The sequence below is a fragment of the Streptomyces sp. MCA2 genome (genome assembly GCF_023544705.1).
Classification (GTDB): domain Bacteria; phylum Actinomycetota; class Actinomycetes; order Streptomycetales; family Streptomycetaceae; genus Streptomyces; species Streptomyces decoyicus.
In genome coordinates, this window is the sequence record NZ_JAMJFM010000002.1 from 247,578 (window position 1) to 265,890 (window position 18,313).

15 protein-coding genes and 3 pseudogenes are annotated in these 18,313 nt (G+C 67.0%); 11 read left to right on the forward strand and 7 right to left on the reverse strand.

All coding sequences use genetic code 11. The features are described 5' to 3' along the window. Positions 1-212: 212 nt before the first annotated feature. The 3 genes from M8I34_RS02940 to M8I34_RS02950 form a co-directional block, all read right to left on the reverse strand. Positions 213-524: a hypothetical protein gene (locus M8I34_RS02940; RefSeq protein ID WP_250047716.1), complete on the reverse strand. Its 312-nt coding sequence runs from the start codon at positions 522-524 to the stop codon at positions 213-215. Next, entirely contained in the window at positions 491-1,213 is a 723-nt protein-coding gene (locus tag M8I34_RS02945; RefSeq protein ID WP_250047717.1) for an alpha/beta hydrolase, read from the reverse strand. Before M8I34_RS02945 ends, M8I34_RS02940 begins: the two co-directional genes overlap by 34 nt. Positions 1,214-1,412: 199 nt before the next feature. Beyond that, on the reverse strand, positions 1,413-2,864 hold the full coding sequence (locus tag M8I34_RS02950) for an amidase (RefSeq protein ID WP_250047718.1): 1,452 nt from the start codon (positions 2,862-2,864) through the stop codon (positions 1,413-1,415). Positions 2,865-2,988: 124 nt separating this feature from the next. On the opposite strand from M8I34_RS02950, the gene M8I34_RS02955 reads away from it, so the two are divergent. The 4 genes and pseudogenes from M8I34_RS02955 (at position 2,989) to M8I34_RS02970 (ending at position 7,373) form a co-directional block, all read left to right on the forward strand. Next, positions 2,989-3,612, forward strand: a complete 624-nt coding sequence (locus M8I34_RS02955; RefSeq protein ID WP_250047719.1) for a TetR/AcrR family transcriptional regulator — start codon at positions 2,989-2,991, stop codon at positions 3,610-3,612. Between the two features lie 160 nt (positions 3,613-3,772). Then, positions 3,773-5,148, forward strand: a pseudogene (locus tag M8I34_RS02960) (IS1380 family transposase). Positions 5,149-6,220: 1,072 nt separating this feature from the next. Further along, positions 6,221-6,454 carry a hypothetical protein gene (locus M8I34_RS02965; RefSeq protein WP_250047720.1) on the forward strand — a complete coding sequence of 78 codons (234 nt, stop codon included), beginning with the start codon at positions 6,221-6,223 and terminating at the stop codon, positions 6,452-6,454. Between the two features lie 151 nt (positions 6,455-6,605). After that, a complete protein-coding gene (locus tag M8I34_RS02970; protein ID WP_250047721.1) occupies positions 6,606-7,373 on the forward strand; it encodes a hypothetical protein in 768 nt (255 codons plus the stop codon). On the opposite strand, the pseudogene M8I34_RS41815 reads toward M8I34_RS02970, so the two are convergent. Next, positions 7,270-7,896, reverse strand: a pseudogene (locus M8I34_RS41815) (class I tRNA ligase family protein); the annotation flags it as partial. The gene M8I34_RS02970 and the pseudogene M8I34_RS41815 overlap by 104 nt on opposite strands. Positions 7,897-8,642: 746 nt before the next feature. On the opposite strand from M8I34_RS41815, the gene M8I34_RS02975 reads away from it, so the two are divergent. After that, positions 8,643-9,773 (forward strand): hypothetical protein, encoded by a 1,131-nt coding sequence (locus M8I34_RS02975; RefSeq protein WP_250047722.1) that lies wholly within the window; start codon positions 8,643-8,645, stop codon positions 9,771-9,773. Between the two features lie 82 nt (positions 9,774-9,855). Here the strand turns inward: M8I34_RS02975 and M8I34_RS02980 are convergent, their stop codons facing one another. After that, positions 9,856-10,329, reverse strand: a complete 474-nt coding sequence (locus tag M8I34_RS02980) for a nuclear transport factor 2 family protein (protein WP_250047723.1) — start codon at positions 10,327-10,329, stop codon at positions 9,856-9,858. Between the two features lie 26 nt (positions 10,330-10,355). After that, complete coding sequence (locus M8I34_RS02985) at positions 10,356-11,090, reverse strand: SDR family oxidoreductase (RefSeq protein WP_250047724.1); 735 nt, start codon at positions 11,088-11,090, stop codon at positions 10,356-10,358. Between the two features lie 283 nt (positions 11,091-11,373). Between M8I34_RS02985 and M8I34_RS02990 the strand changes: the two are divergent. Next, a pseudogene (locus tag M8I34_RS02990) lies at positions 11,374-11,523 on the forward strand (IS5/IS1182 family transposase); the annotation flags it as partial. Positions 11,524-11,588: 65 nt separating this feature from the next. On the opposite strand, the gene M8I34_RS02995 reads toward M8I34_RS02990, so the two are convergent. After that, positions 11,589-12,329 (reverse strand): class I SAM-dependent methyltransferase, encoded by a 741-nt coding sequence (locus M8I34_RS02995; protein WP_250047725.1) that lies wholly within the window; start codon positions 12,327-12,329, stop codon positions 11,589-11,591. A gap of 428 nt (positions 12,330-12,757) precedes the next feature. Here M8I34_RS02995 and M8I34_RS03000 point away from each other — a divergent pair, with 428 nt between their 5' ends. From M8I34_RS03000 to M8I34_RS03020, 5 genes are all read left to right on the forward strand, one after another. Next, positions 12,758-13,255 carry an N-acetyltransferase gene (locus M8I34_RS03000; protein ID WP_250047726.1) on the forward strand — a complete coding sequence of 166 codons (498 nt, stop codon included), beginning with the start codon at positions 12,758-12,760 and terminating at the stop codon, positions 13,253-13,255. A 315-nt stretch (positions 13,256-13,570) separates the two neighbouring features. Beyond that, entirely contained in the window at positions 13,571-14,428 is an 858-nt protein-coding gene (locus tag M8I34_RS03005) for a maleylpyruvate isomerase family mycothiol-dependent enzyme (RefSeq protein ID WP_250047727.1), read from the forward strand. A 639-nt stretch (positions 14,429-15,067) separates the two neighbouring features. Further along, complete coding sequence (locus tag M8I34_RS03010; RefSeq protein ID WP_250047728.1) at positions 15,068-15,793, forward strand: 2OG-Fe dioxygenase family protein; 726 nt, start codon at positions 15,068-15,070, stop codon at positions 15,791-15,793. Between the two features lie 13 nt (positions 15,794-15,806). Then, the gene (locus M8I34_RS03015; RefSeq protein ID WP_250047729.1) at positions 15,807-16,997 is read left to right on the forward strand and encodes an argininosuccinate synthase-related protein; all 1,191 of its coding nucleotides are present in this window, start codon (positions 15,807-15,809) and stop codon (positions 16,995-16,997) included. Between the two features lie 155 nt (positions 16,998-17,152). Continuing rightward, positions 17,153-18,124, forward strand: a complete 972-nt coding sequence (locus M8I34_RS03020; protein WP_250047730.1) for a DMT family transporter — start codon at positions 17,153-17,155, stop codon at positions 18,122-18,124. The last annotated feature ends 189 nt before the right edge of the window (positions 18,125-18,313 follow it).

Genomic DNA, 18,313 nt, shown 5'->3' on the forward strand with positions numbered 1-18,313 from the left:
CTGCTCCTCGGCGGTGTCAGCGTCGGTGCGGTCATAACGCAGCCCACGACAGCCGTCACGGCCCCTCGTAACCCGCACTCTCAAAGGTCTCTAGCCTCGCGCTTTCGTCAACGCGCTCGTCCATACCTTGACCAAGCGAGTGGATAGTGCCCCTGATCTGCAACGTTGTGATGTATTCAGAGTCTTGTCAGCCGCACGGGGAGAGGCACTCGTCAGGTGAGTGAGCGTATCGGTGGTACCCGAGTGTCCGTGCCGAGGCTGGACGCAGCGAAGCGGGCTTCCTGATCGGGGCGGGAGTCGTTCTTCTCGGCGGTCCTGAGGTGGGTGTCGAACCAGTCGATCGCGACCGTGCAAGAGAGTTCGAACTGCTGGATATAGGACAAGAAGTGGTCGCCGTCCGTGAGGACGAGCTTCTTCGGTTCGCGGGCGCGGTTGAAGCCGTCGAGGGCAATGTCGGCGGGGGCGACGTCGTCGTCCTTGGCCACGAGCATCAGCAGGGGGTGGGGGCGATGCGGGAGATCCACTGACCGGGTTCGTAGGCGCGGGCGCGGCGGTTGGACTGGAGGGTCACCTCGTTCGTCCACGTGTCTTCCGGTGCCCGGTGCAGGTAGAAGTCGGCCGCCCCCTTCTGTGGGTAGGCCGCTGGGGAGCCAGGGCTCGTGTCGGTGTCGATGAAGGGTACGTAGACGGGCGGCTTGCCGGCCAGCTGGTCGCGTTCGTCATGGTGGAAGCGCTCTTCCGGGGCGCGTACCTCGTGGGGCGGGACGCGGCGCAGTCCGGTCTCGTAGCCGCTGACGGTGGGGGCCTGGGCGTAAACGCTTTTGATGCGGCGGTCGGTGGCGCCGAGGACCAGGGCGTGACCACCGGCGTAGCTGAATCCCCAGATGCAGATGCGCTGTTCGTCGATTTCCCAGCGTGTGCCGAGGTAGGTGATCGCCCATCGCCAGTCCGCGATCTGCTGGTAGGGGTCGATGTCCTGGCGAGGTGTGCCGCCGCTGTCGCCGAAGTTGCGATGGTCGTGGAGGAGAACCGCGTAGCCGGCCTCGCTGAAGCGGCGGGCTGTGTGCTCGATGCTGTGATGGCGGGTGCCGCCGAAACCGTGGGCCATGGTGATGGCGGGCAACGGTTTCTCGGTGTTCTCGGGAAGGAACAGCCAGGTGGCCAGTTCGATGCCGTCGGGCAGGGGAATGCGCACGTCGATGCGCTCAACCATGGCGGACACTCCTTCAATGGGTCTCTGTTCATGCGTCGTGATGTCACGGCCGCTCAGGTCTTAATGAACGTCGAGGTCGGCAATACCCGCAGCTTCGCCTCGGTATTGAGGGCATCCGCCCCTTGCGCCGCGAGAGTTTTCGGTCCTGGGACCGGCAAGAATCCGTCGATGTCTCGCTGTAGCGTGCCAGGAGCATTCTTCAGCGGGCTGGGTGGTTCCCTGCCCATACCGTGGGGATTCGGCCTGACCACGGACTTGCCTGTTCGAGTTGTCCGGCGAGGCGGAAGAGCCGGCCTTCGAGGCCGTATCCGGCGGCGAACTGCATACCGACCGGGAGCCCCGTCCCGGCGTCGGCCGTCAAGGGTACGGACATGGCGGGCGTGCCTGCCACGTTGAACGGCATGGTGAACGGCGACAGGTCATTGATGCGCTCGATCCAGCCGAGGCCGTCCAGTGTCTCCGCACCCTCCGTATGAGTGCCCAGAGACACGGGAGGCTCCGGCAGGGTTGGCGTGAGGAGGATGTCGTACTCGTCGAAGTACCGCGCCAGGCTTCGGGCCACCCGGTTCCGCATCGCCAGAGCGGTGTGGAATTGCGCGCCGCCGACCCGCTGCCCGTAGTGGTAGCCGGCGAGGGTCGCCGGCTCAAGGGTCGAGGAGTCGACGGGACGGCCGAAGGCGGCGGCCAGCCCGTCGACCAGGGTGGTGAGGTTCACCGTCATGAGTCGGGCGTTGGCCAGGACGAATTCCTCCCAGTCGGCGCCGAGGTCGACCTCAACCTCCTTCACCTGGTGACCGAGGAATTCAAGCAAACGCACGGTGCGGGAGAGGGCATCGGTCACCGGTGCAGTAGTACGGCGTCCGCCCCACGCCTGGGCGAGGACACCGATTCGCAACGAGCCAGGATGACGGGTGACTTCCTCCGCGTACGGCCGTGACGGCTGCTGGGCGAAGTAGGGGTCGCCCGACTCCGGGCCGCGTATCTGGTCGAGCAGTACCGCACTGTCGCGTACGGTGCGGCTGACGCTGCCGTGCACGGCCAGGCCGTTGAAGACCTCGTCGACGTCGGGCCCCATGGAGACCCTGCCACGGGTGGGCTTGATCCCGAAGAGGCCGTTGTAGGCGGCGGGGATACGGAGCGATCCGGCGGCGTCGGTGCCATGGGCGACCGGGACCACCCCGGCGGCGACAGCGGCGGCCGCGCCTCCACTGGATCCGCCCGCGCTGCGCTCCAAATCCCACGGGTTACGGGTCGCGCCGTACAACGATGATTCAGTCGAGATGCCATAGGCCATCTCCGGTGTCGCGGTGCGCCCGAACGTCACGAGGCCCGCGCGCCGGAAGCGCTGCATCAGCGAGGAGTCGGCGCCGACGACGTTACCGGCCGCCAGGCGGCTTCCCAGCTCCATCCGCCTCCCGGCCATGGCCACCGCGATGTCTTTGATCAGAAAAGGGACGCCGGCCAGTGGTGTGCTGCCGGGGACAGGTTCGTCGTCGGTCAGCCAGGTCTCCACGACGGCGTTGATCTGCGGATCAACTGCCTGCACAGCCTCGCGCGCAGCTGCCTCGAGCTCGGCGGGGAGTACCTCGCCTTTGGCCACCAGCTCCGCCAGCCCGACTGCTTCGAAGCCCACATACTCAGAAACCTTCACTGCCACTCCCTGACAAGAACGATACCTTCGAGTACCGAACGATACCCTACGGTATCGAAGGGGTCGGACTGGTACCGTGAGAGAGGTTGTGAACCGCACGATCGACCGGAGTGACGGAGTAGTCATGGCATCGACCCTCAGAAGGCCAAGCAGAGTGGCGAAGCTGCCGCCTCGTGAGCGCATTCTCGACGCGGCCGAAGAGCTCTTCCAGAGGGAAGGGATCCGGCAGGTGGGGGTCCAGACAATCGCCGACAAGGCCGAGACAACCAAAATGGCGATCTACCGGCACTTCGAGACCAAAGACGCGCTGGTCGCGGAGTGGCTGCGGATCGTCGCCGCGGACTATCAGGCGGCCTTCGACCGCGTGGAAACCGAATACCCCGACCGGCCCGAGGAGCAGATTCTGGGCCTGGCCCGCTTCATCGCCGAGGGGCTGCCGGCGATCTCATACAGGGGCTGCCCATTCATCAACTCCCTCGCCGAGCTGCCCGACCGCCTTCATCCGGCACGGCAAGTGATCGAGGACCACAAGGCCCACCAGACCCGCCGACTGATCGACATGTGCACCCAAGCCCAGATGCCCGACCCCGGACAGGCCGCGGCCGAGATCACCTTCGTACTCGAAGGGGCGCAGGTCAGCACACAGAACGGAAGCATCGATCAGACGGGAGACCGCCTGATGAAGATCGTCGAGGGAATCGTGGACCGGCACCGCTCCCACCTCGGCGCACACAGGGCGGCTAACTGACCGCCCGCGCCCCCGCCCGACCACCGCTCAACGTGGGCATGCGAGTGTGACCTGGCGCGCTCGTCTATGCCCTGATCAAGTAAGCAGAGAGTGCTTCTGACCTGCAACGATGGGACTTGTCTAGGGTCCTGTCGGTTACACGGAAAGAAGCACTTCTCAGGTGAAGAAGCGTATCGGGTCGTACCCGCGTGTCCGTGTAGAGGGCGGCGGCCGGGCGGTGGTCTCACAGGCCGGGGGCGTGCTGCTGGTCGAGACCGTCCGCAAGGCCGGCTTGGACACGGCGATATCAGCGGCGCTGGCGCCGTGGCGGAAGGCTCGGGCGGTGCACGATCCGGGCAAGATCCTGCTGGACGTGGCCCTGGCGGTCGCGCTGGGTGGGGACTGCCTCGCGGATGTCGCCCTGCTGCGGGCCGAGCCGGCCGTGTTCGGGTCGGTGGCCTCCGACCCGACGGTCTCCCGTCTCATCGACACCCTCGCCGCCTCCGGGGAGAAGGCCCTACGGGCCATCCGTTCCGCACGGGCTGAAGCCCGCCAGCATGTCTGGCGATTGGCCGACCGGGAAGCGCCTGATGCGGGCGGGATGGTGACCGTGGACCTCGACGGGGTGCTGGTGATCGCGCACTCGGACAAGGAGGACGCCGCACCCACATGGAAGCGGGCCTACGGGCACCACCCGCTGATGGGGTTCGTCGACCACGGGCCGGGCGGCACCGGGGAGCCGGTGGCGGCCCTGCTCAGGCCGGGAAACGCGGACTCGAACACCGCGGCCGACCACATCACCGCCGCTCAACTGGCCTTGTCCCAACTGCCGAAGGAGTACCGGCGCGGGCGCCGGACCCTGATCCGCACGGATTCCGCAGGCGGAACTCACGACTTCGTGGCCTGGCTCGCCCGGCGGGGACGGTGGCTGTCCTATTCGGTGGGCATGGTGATCACCGAGGCGATCCACAGCCACGTGCTGAAGTTCCCACCTCGGCCTGGTCACCAGCCGTCGAGGCGGACGGCGAGGTCCGTGACGGGGCCTGGGTCGCCGAACTCACCGGCGACGTCCTGGACGGCTGGCCTAAGGGCATGCGGCTGATCGTCCGCAAGGAACGGCCGCACCCCGGAGCCCAGTTGCGGCTGACGGACGCGGGCGGCATGCGGCTGACCTGCTTCGCCACCAACACTTTGGGCCGTCCGATCGCCGAGCTCGAGCTCCGGCACCGGCTGCGGGCCCGGGCCGAGGACCGGATCCGGGCCGCCCGGGCCACCGGCCTGCGCAACCTGCCCCTGCACCGCACCGCCCAGAACCGCATCTGGCTGGAGACCGTGCAGATCGCACTCGACCTGCTGGCCTGGATGCCCATGCTCGCGCTGACCGGCAAGGCCCGGCTTTGGGAGCCCCGCCGTCTGCGGCTCCGTCTGTTCACCACGGCCGGACAGTTCGTCACCACAGGCCGCCGGCTGATCCTCCGTCTGGCTCGGCACTGGCCCTGGAGCAGCCACATCACCGCCGCCCTCGACCGGCTCGCGCTCCTACCGAACCCCGGCTGACCAGCAATTTCCCCGTCCCTACGACAGCAGCCCGACACTGGATCAGTGGAACCCGGCGCAACCCCGAGGCGATATGCGGGCCCTCGGCCTGCCCACCCTCAGCCCACGGCACGAAAACGGTCCACCGACTCCGTCGGCGGACCGTCATGAAACTTCGAGGCTAGCGGGACATGCCCGACATCCAAAGGCAGCTCTCATTGTGCAATATGAGCCGTCGCAGTTCCGAGATTATGGGCGCCTTCATCTACGGCACACGCGCCCCGGACGGTGGCTCGCTATGCGACCGCCTGCAAACGATCGATTTCGGGCCTTTTCTGATGCACTCCACTGGAACAAAGTCGTCAGAATGGTAGCCAGCGACATAACCGGCACCATCGGTGGGCTCAGCGTTTCCCGTAAAGGGTGGTGCTGTCAGCTGGTCGATTGATTACGGCGACGCCTCCGTGTCAAGTGGGTGCAGGTCCAGCACAAGGCGAAGGCGTTCAACGGCAAGGTATACGCACTCGGCATGCGCGACACCTACACCACAGCGCGGACATTTTTGGTGACAAGCTTTACACCTTGAGAGCCGTCTCAGCCAAGCTGACTCCAATAAATTTGAACGTCATTTACAATTCCGCCCAGGCGGTAGTTTGAAAAGCGGGATTCGCGTGTTCAACAACACCCTGCATCCCCTTGAGCCAATCGACTCAAAAATGAACCCCGGTGTCGTAGTCGTGAATATGGATAGGGGTAAACGACTATGGGCGAGACACCGTTTCCGCCGGCAGCTACCTGGCCCTCGGGCTCCCCCGCGGCGACACAACCGAGAACGAGGCGCCGGTCTTTGCCGTCCCGTTCTTGCGGCGAGGGGCGGCTGGTTGACGCCCTGGGACATGGAGGCGACCGGGGCTCACCCCGCCCCTCAGACCCTCCACCCCTCAAGCCCTCCACCCCTCAGACCCGGCAGCGGCCCGCCGACACACACCTCCCGGACATCTAGGACATCAGGCGGATTTGCCTCTTGTCCGAAATTGGGTGGTTGCGTGTATCGTCCTAGAGGCAGTTCCCGCAAGTGATGGAACGGGGAGACATGATGAAGAAGATCATCGCGATAGTTTTCGCCACCGCACTGTTCGGCGTCGGAGGCGCCGGCATCGCCTCCGCGGCCCCCGCGTCGCAGGCGCCTCCGCCGGGCCATGACACCGTCACCACGACTTTCCACTGCCCTGCCCCGCGCGGCACCTTCACGATCACGGCGGACCCGTGGGTGATGGGTCAGTACGAGTGGTATTACGGCGGGCACGGCTGCACGTACTCTTCGTAGTCACCTCACGGTCACCCTCCTCGCAGTCACCGGCCCCCCCGCGGTCACGCTCACTCTCTCTCGCCATGGTCATCTGCTCGCCGGGCCCCTGTGACTACCTGACCCGGCCCGGTCAGTAAAGTCCTGCCGTGGCACGGAGGGGGGATCTGCGATGACGGACATCGACGCGGTGGTGGCGCGGTTGCGCCAACTGCCCGACGTATCGGGCGGGTTGGTGGAGCTGGAACGGGGGATCGACGACGCCCGGATGGACTCCTGGCCGGTTCCGGTGCCGGCAGAGATGCGCGTGCTGTTCCGCTCCGTCGGCGGCATCCGAATCACCGTGCGCCGTTCCGTGGTGAACGGACATACCTCGGCCGAGCACGTCGACTTCACCGAATCCTTCAACAACGGCGAGTACCTCGGGCACGACGTCGGCTGGTACTTGGAGCACGCCGGTGGTCCGGGCAGCCACTGGTTCGTCCACCTGGATCACGGCGACGGACACTTCTATGTCGACGTCGACCGGGAGACCGGTGCCTGGGGTCCGGTCTTCCAGTTCTGGGACGCCACCGACACCCGCCGGCTGGCTCTCTCGCTCCCCGACTGGCTCCAACGGTTGGGGGACTGCGTGCACCAAGCCGTGGCAGAGGCAGGTACGGACGACACCAATGCCTTCGGGAGGGCGTTCACCGACCGGTGGTGCGAGCCCGCAGAAGATCCGGTACCGGTGGCGCCCGTCCGTGCGACCGACGCCAGGTCGGCCGACGACCCGGTGCTGCGCGACGCGGCGGCCGGATTGCCGGACGACGCTCTCCTCGCGGATCTGCGACCGGTCACCGGAGTTGCCGAGGTGCTGTTCGACCTCCCGGTGAGTTGCCGCTACACACGACGGCACGGCGGGGCCGTCCTGACCGCGGTGCAGTGGGACGGCGAATAGGCCGTGCCCTGAAAACCTCCACGGAACCATCCCCACGGACGCGCAGACGTATGTATGGACGCATCGACGCATGAACTCGCGGACGCGCGGTCGGAATCGGACGGCGGCCGCACCCCCACATGACGCTCTCCGTGTAGTCGAGGTCATGGGTCTCGACGGACTGGTCGAAGTCGACCCAGCGGGCCTGCCGGGTGACATAGCCGCGCCACTCGTGGGTGTAGCGCATCACCGCGAAGCGGCAGACCTCGTAGAAGCGGACGACGCCCCCCATGCGCTCGATATCGAACTTCGCGGTGCTAGTGCTACCGAGTTGCTTCTCGGCGTCAAGTTGGACGGGCAGCCCGTGCGAGGTCCAGCCGAATCGTCGCTCGACCCTGCATCCCCGCATGGTCTGGTAACGCGGCACCATGTCCTTGGCATGCCCGGCCAGCAGATGTCCGTAGTGCGGCGGGCCATTGGCGAATGGCGGTCCGTCGTGGAACACGCATTCTTCGTCGGATTTCCGCGCTTCCACCGTCTCGTGGAAGGTGCCCTGGCGGCCTCAGTAATCCATCACATCGAGTTCGACGTCCGGAAAGCGTGGTCTCGGGGGTACGTTGTCGGGCCAGGCCTTCGGGACAGACGCACACGGAACGGGACGCCGGGCGAACCCCGTTGGCGCCCCCGAAGGCCGCCCCCTCCCCCCGGTCAGCCGCGTGAACAACGCTCCAGGCCAACACGGCTAGCGCGCACCGGGCGGAATCTCGCGATTCCACGACTCCTCAGAAACCCACCGGAACCGGACCCGGACACTCCCGGGCGCCTTCCGGCCATTGGCCGCCGCAACTGTCCCGAATGGTCATGGATACGGTAGGAAAGGTGCCGGTCCGCGGAACTTCCCCAACCAGTACCGGAGGAAGTGCATGAAGGGCATGGACGGTACGCGCACGAGGGTCCGCCAGCGGCAGCGGCAGCACGGCCGGGCTCCCTGCCTCCCGCACTGATTCCTCAAAAGCTCCCGCACGTCACGTCACGTCACGTCACGCCACACCATGCCACCGGCGCTCCGCGCAACAGTGATGCGTGGTGATCGAATGACGCATTTCCCATGACCACAGCGACCGCCTGCTCCACCACTCCGGCGCTCCCGAGCCCTTTCGGGTGTTCACGACCTATTCCAGTACCGACGGGAGTCATTCCAGTGCTGACGGGGGTCGTACCAGCCCTGGTCGGGGGGCGTACCAGTGCTGCCGGGGGTTCATTCCACTGTTCTCGGAAACGGAGACCATGATGCGAAGACATATCCGTGCCGCGGTGGCGGTTGTCGCGACCGCGTTCCTCACGCCCCTGCTGGCGGCGAGCCCGGCGCCGGCCGCACCGGCCCGGCCCACCGACGGCGCCCGCACGCCCGCGGACTGCCGACCCGCCCTCCAGGTCCTGGCCTCCCTGCCCGGTTCAGGAGGCAGCCAGGTCAAGGGACTTGGGCCGAACGCCTTGGCGGTGGGGGCATCGCACGAGCTGCCCGTGTACTGGACCGGTACGCGGGTACACCGCGTACCGCTGCCCGCCGGATTCACCGGCGGTGAGGTCGCGGCCGTGAACGCGAAGGGGCTGATGGTCGGGTCCCTGCACGGCCCGGGCCGTACCGCGGCGTTCAGCTTCCGCGCCGGGGCCCGCACGGTGACGCTGCTGCCGGAAGGGGCGCACGCGGCGGACGTCAACGACCGGGGCCTGATCGTCGGAGATGGGGTCAAGGGCGGCGCCCTCATCGGTCTCGCATGGGACGGCGCCCGGATCCACCGCCGGCTCGCGCCGCCGGCCGGATACTCGCTCACCTCGGTGACCGCCCTCAACAACGCCGGGCAGATCGCCGGTTCCGGCGAAGCCGTCAAGGACGAGGAATCGTGGTCCGCGGGTCTCTTCTGGTCCGCCCGGAGCAGCGACGCGGCCGTACCGCTCCAGCGGTTCTGGCCCGCGGGGGTGCCCTACGACTACTGGTACCCGCGGGACATCGACCGCGCCGGACGGATCGTGGGCACCCACGACTTCACACGGCTCGACACCCGGACCCCCACTCAGTGGCTTCCGCCGTACACCACCGAGAGCGAACCGGGGCTGCTCGGGGAGCGCACCAGCGGCACCTTCGAGGCCATCAGCCCCACCACCAACGTAAGTGTGGGCACCGCTCTGGACAGCCACGTGGTCGGACCGTTCCCGCCGGAGACGGCGCCCCCGGCACAGGCCCAGATATGGCCGGGTGCGGGCCCTCTGCTGGCGCTGCCCCGGCTCTCCCCGGAGGGTGCCTCCGAGGCGTATGCCGTCAGCGACGACCAACGCGTCGGCGGCTCCGCGGTCGACGCCGCGTCGACTCCCCGTGCCGTCGTCTGGACCTGTGCCCTGCGGCAGGCGTACCGGCCCTGACCTCCCGCTTCCGATGCCGGTATGCCCCCTCCGGTGCCGTACGTGACAGCTGGGAGCGTCCCGGCGGATGGTCCCGAACCCCCTACTCGAAGGCCTTCAGGGTGTCCTCCCCCTGGGTCCACAGGACACCGAGCCTCTGACGCGTCAGGAGCCAGCCGTTCGGACCCCGGCGGAATTCCCAGTCATAGGGGCCGCCCATCGAGTAGGGGGAGGCGGCCTTCCCGGCTTCGGTGACCGCGACGAACCACATGTAGCCGATGCCGGTTGCCCGGTCGCCCGCTATGTCGAAGTGCATGTTCAGGATGTGATGCTGCATGCTCGGGTAGGCCGATTCCGCTGCTTCCACCGTCGCGCGGATCGCGTCCTTGCCGTAGGTCTTGTCCCATGGCCCGAACTCCAGCACCGCGTCGTCGGCCCAGCATTCGATCCAGGTCTGCCAGTCCTTCTGGTCCAGTGCCCGCCACCCCTGGATCATGAGGGCACGCAGGGCTTCTTTGTCCTCCAGGTCCCGCAGTCTTCGCACGAGGCTGTCGTAGTCGGCGGCAGTGGGCGGCATATCTGCTCCTTTCCTTCCGGGGTGGGTCACTGGGCGCTTGCGGTGGGACGGACGACGATTTCGTTCACGTCGACCTGCGGCGGCTGTGAAACGGCGTAGGCGATGGCCTCCGCGATGGCCGCGGCGGGCAGTGCCACGGCGCGGTAGGCCTTCATCGCCTCCCTGGCCGCGGGGTCGGAGATGCTGTCCGCGAGTTCGGACTCGGTCACGCCGGGAGAGACGAGGGTGACCCGGATGTCCCCGGCGGACTCCTGGCGCAGTCCTTCGGAGATCGCACGGACGGCGAATTTGGTGGCGCAATAGACGGCGGCGGTGGGCGAGACCTCGTACGCGCCGACGGAGGCGATGTTCACGAAGTGCCCGCCGCCCTGTGCGCGCATCACGGGCAGGGCGGCGGCGATGCCATGCAGGACTCCCCGCACGTTCACGTCGATCATGCGGTCCCACTCGTCGATCTTGAGCGCGCCCAGCGGGGAGAGGGGCATCAGACCGGCGTTGTTCACGAGCGCGTCGATCCGGCCGTACTCGCACACTGCCGCGTCGATGAACGCGTGCATGTCTGCCGTGTCGGTGACATCCAGCTTTCCGAAGGCGGCGGTGCCGCCCGCCTCCGTGATCTCTTCGACCAGTCGCTCCAGTCGGGCGGTGCGGCGCGCGCCGAGAAAGACCCGGTGCCCGTCCGCCGCCAGACGGCGTGCGGTCGCTTCACCGATTCCGCTGCTCGCACCGGTGATCGCTACAGCCTTGGTGATCTGTGCCATGGCTTTCCTCCTTGAAGAGAACGAAGTACCCGCCCCCGGTGGAACACACCGTCACGGGCCTCTCAGCTCTCCGGAGTCTGGGCGGCGGCGAAAGAACCAGCCAGGCCAGGCTGTGCCTGGGTGCGGCGCACTCAGGCACACGGCCGGGGGCCGGTCCAGCCTGAAGTCCTGACCCGAGCAACGCTCTTGGAGTCTCTCCTTCGCGCGCGACAAGGCCACGAGCACAGCCCGGCGCCCCCGGCCCACAGATCCTCGATGCGATCAGCGGCGCCCTGCGCCCGAAGCTGGAGTCTGGCCCCGGCTGCACGAGGTCCTCCTGGCCAAGCTTCGCGGCGCGAACGCCCCGGAAGTCTCCCGGGCGGCCGTCGACGGCACCCCCCTACGGGCACGAAAAGGCGGATCCAAGACGGGACCGAGCCCCCTTGACCGGGCAGGACTGGCAAGACAGGCAGGACGGGCAGGACGGGCACTGCTTACGTTCACGGCCCGGTGGCCGACTCAGGTTGGCTTGCGCCACACGGAGATGTGCTTTGCGGAGTCCTGGGTGAACGGCGCCCCGTCCCAGTCCGCGACGCGACGTTCCAGTTCGAGTCCGGCGATCCGTGCCATCAGGTCGAGCTCTGCCGGCCAGGCATACCGGTGCCGGGAGTTGTCGCGACGGTAGCGGCCGTCGTCGCCGTCGCGGGTGAAGTGGTGCGAGACGAGAATCTGCTCGACCAGGTCGAAGGTGTCGAAGCCCAGATGCTGCTCGGAGACGTCGAACGGCACCGCGACCTGGCCGGGCGGCAGGAACCGCAGCGGCGGCACGCCCAGCTCGATGACGAATCGGCCGCCGGGCTCCAGATGACGTGCGGCGTTGCGGAAGCACTCGACCTGCTCGTCCTGCGTGAGCAAGTTCGTGATGGTGTTGTAGACGAGATAGACCAGGGTGAACTCGCCGGGGACGACGGTGGTCGCCATGTCCCCGATGGATACTGGAAGCGCGCCCTCGTCGATCTTGCGCCGCAGCACCGCTGCCATGTGTTCGGACAGTTCGATGCCCACTACCGGCACGCCGCGTTCCCGGAGCGGGACGCCCACTCGTCCGGTTCCGATGGCGAACTCCAGTGCCCGGCCCTCTCCGGCGAGCTCCGCCAGGAAGGCGAGAGTCGGTCCGAGAACGGCAGCCGAGGACGTTTCGGTCTCCTCGGCGTCGTAGCGGTCGGCGGTCGCACGGGCCCACAGCTCACTGCTCGTCACGGGCGGCCACTCTGCCGGGTGCCGAGGGGCACTGTCGACGCATTTACCTTCCACCGGCTGCGATCGCACAGTTCGGGGCGAGCCGGTACGGACCTTCCGGTGCACCCTCCGGCTCGGGGGCAGTGGTGCGGTCGTGCTCCTCGGCGCAGCGTGCACTGCCCATAGCTCGTCATCGACTTCCCACGGCTTCGCCCTGGCCACCCCACACCCGGGTCTTCAGTCCCGGAGTGATCCAGCCATCTCGCCGATCATTTCGTGAGGAGTTCCTAGTGGGTGTCTGTTGGATCACCTGGCCCATGGGAAGTTGCTGCGATGTACGGGGCGCGGCTTGGTAGATGGGGCGGTCTTGTCGAAGCCCGGTGGTCGTCCGCCGTGGCGCCCGCGTTGCCGGGAACGTCCCGCGCCGACCGGTTGTAGCCTCAGCCCTTATGAGTTGGCTGCCTGAGGACTTCGTCCACCCCGTCCACGTGCCCGTGCCGCACACCGCGCTCCACCTGCGGCCGATTCGGGAGGCGGACACCGCGCTCGACTACCCGGCCGTGACGGGCTCCCGAGAACGCTTGTGGGAGATCTTCGGCCCGGCCTGGGCTTGGCCCAAGGAAACGATGACCTACGAAGAGGACCGCATCGACTTGCTGCGGCACGAGAAGGAGATAGCCGCGCACCAGTCGTTCAACTACGCGCTGTTGAACGAGGAGGAGACCGCGATCCTCGGCTGCGTCTATATCGACCCGCCCGAGCGCACCGGCTCCGACGGAGAGGTCTCCTGGTGGGTGGTGGACGACCTGGCCGGCGGCGAGGTGGAGCGTGCGCTCGACGCGCTGGTACCGCAGTGGATCGCCGCCGACTGGCCCTTCCAGCAGCCCCGTTATCTGGGCCGCGACATCAGCTGGCAGGACTGGCTCGCGCTGCCGCGCGCCTCGTGACACGTGCGAGGGGGTGCCTGGATCGTGTCGTTGACGAGCGTCTGATGGTTGCGCGGATGACCTGCCGTTGACGGACGTCATGCCAGGTAGGCGTGAAGTAAGTTGTTGCTCCCTGACCGGTCGCCGTGTCGCGGCGGCCGGTGGGGCGGGCAGCCTTCCTCTGGACCGAGTGACCCAACAGGCAGGCCCCGGAGGAAGTTTCCTGACGCATCGTGAAGTCCGGGACCGGCGCTCTTCGGGTGATTGCTGTCGCCGCGTACGGCCTGAAGGGGATACTCCGTGGCCGATCAGGCAGGCGCTTGGCATTCTTGGGGCATGAGCCCCCGACTCGCCCATGAGCCGGGCCATTCCTGGCTCGGTGCCCCGATCGACGCCCGCCCCTTGTTCGTTGTCGAGCAAGCGGCGCTCATGGCCGTGCTGCGTAACCTGGAGCCGGCCGACTGGAGCAAGGAGGCGGTGCCGGGCTGGACCGTGCGCGATCTCGCCGCGCACCTCCTCGGTGACTTCTACGGGCGCCTTGCCCGCGACCGCGACGGCCACCAGGAAGGGCCCCGCTTTGCGCCGGGTGAAACCCTGGAGGCGTTCATCCACCGCATCAATCAGGAGTGGGTCGACGCCTTGGCGCGGGTGAGCCCCGCCGCCCTCACGGACACCTTGGAACTGGTCGGTGGGCAGGTCGCCCGGTTCTTCGAGACCGCTGACCCCGGCGCTCCCTCGCTCGGGGTGTCGTGGGCCGGCATCGACCCGGCGCCGATGTGGCTGGACTGCGCCCGCGACCTGACCGAGTTCTGGACCCACCGTCAGCAGATCCGCCACGCCGTCGGCCAGGAAACCGACCTGGACCCACAGCTCCTCTCCGTGGTCCTGGACACCTTCATGCGGGCCCTCCCCCACACCCTGCGGCACACGGCTGCGCCCGCCGGCACGCAGATCCAGGTGAGCGTCGACGGCCCGGCCGGTGGCGCCTGGACCGTCACCGCTGCCGGGGACTGCTGGTCGCTGGCCGAGCCGAGTGCCGGACAGCCCGCTGCCCGCGTCCAGATGGACGCGGATTCCGCGTGGCGGCTGTGCACCCGCGGCATGACACCGGCAACCGCACTCGCCCGCACCCACATCGACGGCGACTGGCAACTGGCCGAAGCGGCCTGCCAGATCGTGTCCATCGTCTACTGATGTCGGTGCCCTGTCCCGGCCTCCGCGTCAGACGGGCGCTCCTACAGTCACAGCTGCGGGGCTTCGTTACAGGCGGCTGATCGGCGCCTGCTGCTGTCGGGCTTCGGGGTGGGGCACTTGTTCATCCTTGAGGACGGCCGTCTTCGAGCACGCCGGGGTGGCTACGGCGGCGCCGGGAGTCACTCTCGGCCAGGTGGCGAGATCCCCTCGCTGCCGCGCCTGTGATCATCTTCACTCGGCAGGGCACTTAAGGGATGTTTCCTTTCAATCCGCAACAAGTGTTCCGTTTGAGGCACTCGCCGTGCCGATTCTCCTGCGGGAGTCACAGAAGGTCGGAAATCGTCCTTCCAACCAGGCCCTGGGAGGGGTTTATTGCGCCCGTCTGCCGCGAAACCGCCGCATCTGGCCCGCGCGCGGCCTGAAACACGTTCCCCATTCAAGATCCACAAGCGATCGGTTGGCGATACGTTCACACCACCGAGCGGTCAGCTCGTCCGTGGCTACGAGCAGCACGGCTACTTCTATCTGTTTCTAGCTATCCCGTTCGCGGTCTTGCTGGATCCGATTCCGCGTCCAGCCGCCCGTGAACACCCCACGAGTGCACGCCTAGCGCATGTACACCGCAGGAGAGGATGAACCATGAACGACGTTGTCACTCCCACTCCCGTGACGCACCTGAACAGTCAGGGATACATCCACGGAAAGCTCAGCACGGTGCTGGGTGCTCAGTTTATCCAGAGCGCCGAATGGAAGCAGTTCACGGACAGTTGGAACAATCTGAGCCAGGACGGCTATATGGCCGATGGCGGTACCTATCGTGAGCGCCGCTACTCGGAGTTCTCTTACGACACCGCGGCCGGCAACATGAGCTTACTCGCTCACGTGCCCTACTCCCAGACGATGGAGGTCAACTATCTGAACGGGGGGATCGAGCGGCACTTCGAGCCCTTCGAACCGCATGTCGCAGACAGTCCCGTCCTGCGGTCCGTCTTCCAATGGTGCGCCGACTCGCTGTCGGAAACCGTGGGAGAAGCCACCTGGAAGATTCAGACTTTCCAGAACCGGATTCTGGCCCGGAGCGATGAAGACGGACAGCCCACGCCCGAGGGGATGCACCGCGACGGCGTCGACTTCGTGCTGACGTTGCTGATCGAGCGGAATTCCATCGACGGTGGAGTCAGCGCGGTCTACGAGGCGCAGACTCAAGAGTGCCTCAAGGAAGTTGAGCTGTCCGATCCGGGCGAGTTCCTGTTCGCGGACGACGAGCGGCTCCTGCACAGCGTGACTCCGCTCAGCCCCTCTGCCGCCGACGGCCGAGGCCATCGGGACGTGCTGATCGCCATGTTCACCCGTACCGAGAGCTGACCAGGGAACTACCGTGATACGAGATCAGATCATCCGTTCCTTCCGGCAGCTCACACCCGCGGTCCTGGATCCGAGCCGGCCTGTCGTCACCTTGTTCAGCGGTGGGCTGGACAGCACCTACCTGCTGCTCCGGTTGAAGCAGGCGGGGTTCCGTGACATTCACGCGGTGAGTGTCGACCTCGGCGAAGACGAGAGCAGCGAACACAAGCAGCGCATCGCGGATGAACTCGGCGCCCGCCTGCACATCATTGACGGACGCCAGGCGTTCGTGGAGGAGTTCGTCCGGCCTGCGATCGCGGCCCAGGCGGTCTACCTCGACACTCACCCGGTCAGTTCCACACTGAGCCGCCCCCTTATCGCACGTCTTGCCGTGGGGCTGGCCGAGGAACTCGGGGCCACAGCCATTTTGCACACCGCGAACCGTTCGCAGAATACGCTGCGGCGGCTCAACGGAGCCCTCGCTCTGCTGGGTTTCTCCGGTCCGTACGGCAGCCCGTACGACCTTGACCCGGTGGACCGTGACCAGAAGATCCAGGAACTCAAGGCCGTGGGCCTGGACCAGATGAGCGAGCGCATCGTCTCCGGTGACTCGAACCTGTGGTGCCGTGAGTTCGAATCCGGCATTCTCGACGATCCCGAAGACCATGCGGTGCCCGAGCACATGTATCAGTGGAGTGCCAGGCAGCCGGAGTTGTCCGGTGAGACCCTCGACGTGCACTTCCGTGAGGGCGTGCCGGTGAGTGTCAACGGGGTCGATATGCCCCTGCCCGAACTCATCGCCGAGCTCAATACCCGCGTCGGGGCGTACGGGATCGGCCGCTACAGCGGTCTGGAGCATCTCGACAACGGCGAGAAGGTCCTGGAGATCAGGGAGATGCCGGCCGCCTGGCTGCTGCTGCGCACCTACCGGCATCTGGAAACCGCCGTCCTCGAAGCCGAGACGATGCGCGAGAAGATGCATCTGGAACAGCTGTGGGTACGTGAATCGCTGGAAGGCCGCTGGTTCGGCGAGCTGCACCAGGCGCTTCAGTCCTTTATCGACACCTGTGCGGTGCGGGTGACCGGATACGTGCGCTGGAAGCTGACGCCGGGCGGGGCCGAGACCCGCTCGATCACCGCTGACGAGCCGCGCTATCTCCGCGATCGCGAGGCCTGGGAAAAGTTCTCGATCCATGTCGAGAACGCTCCCTATCAGCTCGTCTGAGAAGCCGGCCCGGTGCGGTCGGGGTCCGGTCGGAAACGGCGACCGGACCCCGACCGCACCTCCGCATCACGCCCAAGCTCCCTGCGGCTAGGCAGTTTGCGTTCTGCTGGTTCGCGGCCCAGGAGCTCCGGCGCCATTCATGAAAGAGCGCAACCATGCTCGCAAACCAAGCACGCGTCCGGCTGGTGGACCTTCTTCTGCTGGCGGTGGCTGCCGTCTGGGGCTCCACCTATCTCGCCGCGAAGGAACTCGTCACGCCCAGCACCGTCATGGCCATTCTGGCCCTCCGGTTCGCGGTGACGGCGGTGGCACTTCTGCCTGTCTGTCTCCGCAGACTACGAGCGGCCAAGCGTGATGAAGTCGCCACCGGGATGCTCCTCGGCGCCATCCTGGCGGTGGTCCTCCTCTTCGAGACGTTCGGCATCGCTCACACCAGTGCGACAAACGCTGGGCTCATCATCAGTCTCACCATTGTCATGACCCCCATCCTGGACAGCGCCGTCAGCAGGTCCTGGCTCCCGCCGCAGTTCTTCATCGCCGCTACCGCGGCAGTCGTCGGCGTCGGCCTCCTGGCGTCCGGGACCGGGCTGCGCCCCCCGACTGCGGGAGACTGGCTGGTATTGGCTGCGGCGGCGGCACGTGCCGTTCACGTCACGGTGATGCACCGCAGGTCGGCCCAGAAGCAGTACGACTCGCTCAGCCTCACCTACGTGCAGATGACAACAGCAGCAGTGTTGTTCTGCGCAGTCAGTCCGCTGGTAGGGGTACCCGCATGGACTGTGGCCTCCCGGCTCGACCCCGGTCTCTGGATCGTCCTGCTGTACCTGGCGCTGATCGGCACGGTCTTCGCATTCTTCGTCCAGATGTGGGCAGTGCGCAAAACCTCGCCGTCCCGGGTCAGTCTGCTGCTGGGTACCGAGCCCATTTGGGCGCTCCTGGTCGGTGTCGTCCTCGGCGGGGACCGTCTGGGGATCCTTGGCGCGGTGGGTGCCGCCCTGATCCTTGTGGGAGCCGGGTGGGGACAGCGCATTGAAAGGAAGCACCGGGAGGCACGGGAGCACGCATCCGCTGTACTCGCCGCAGGAGTTCCCGAGCCCGCAGAAGCGGGCCGGCCAGTGGCGGGATGATGACTCATGCGCCGGCGCCCCCACTCGACCAGGCCCCGTCTCCCTCACCCTCATAGAGAGTCATACCTGCTCCTGCTGAATGGTGTGGCGCGGTAGCCGACGTCAGTGCGCGGCGGTCAGCGCGCGGCGTGGCCGATCGCATCGAGGAGTGCCCAGGCCCTGGGCGGCGGCTCAGGGCCTGGGCGGCGG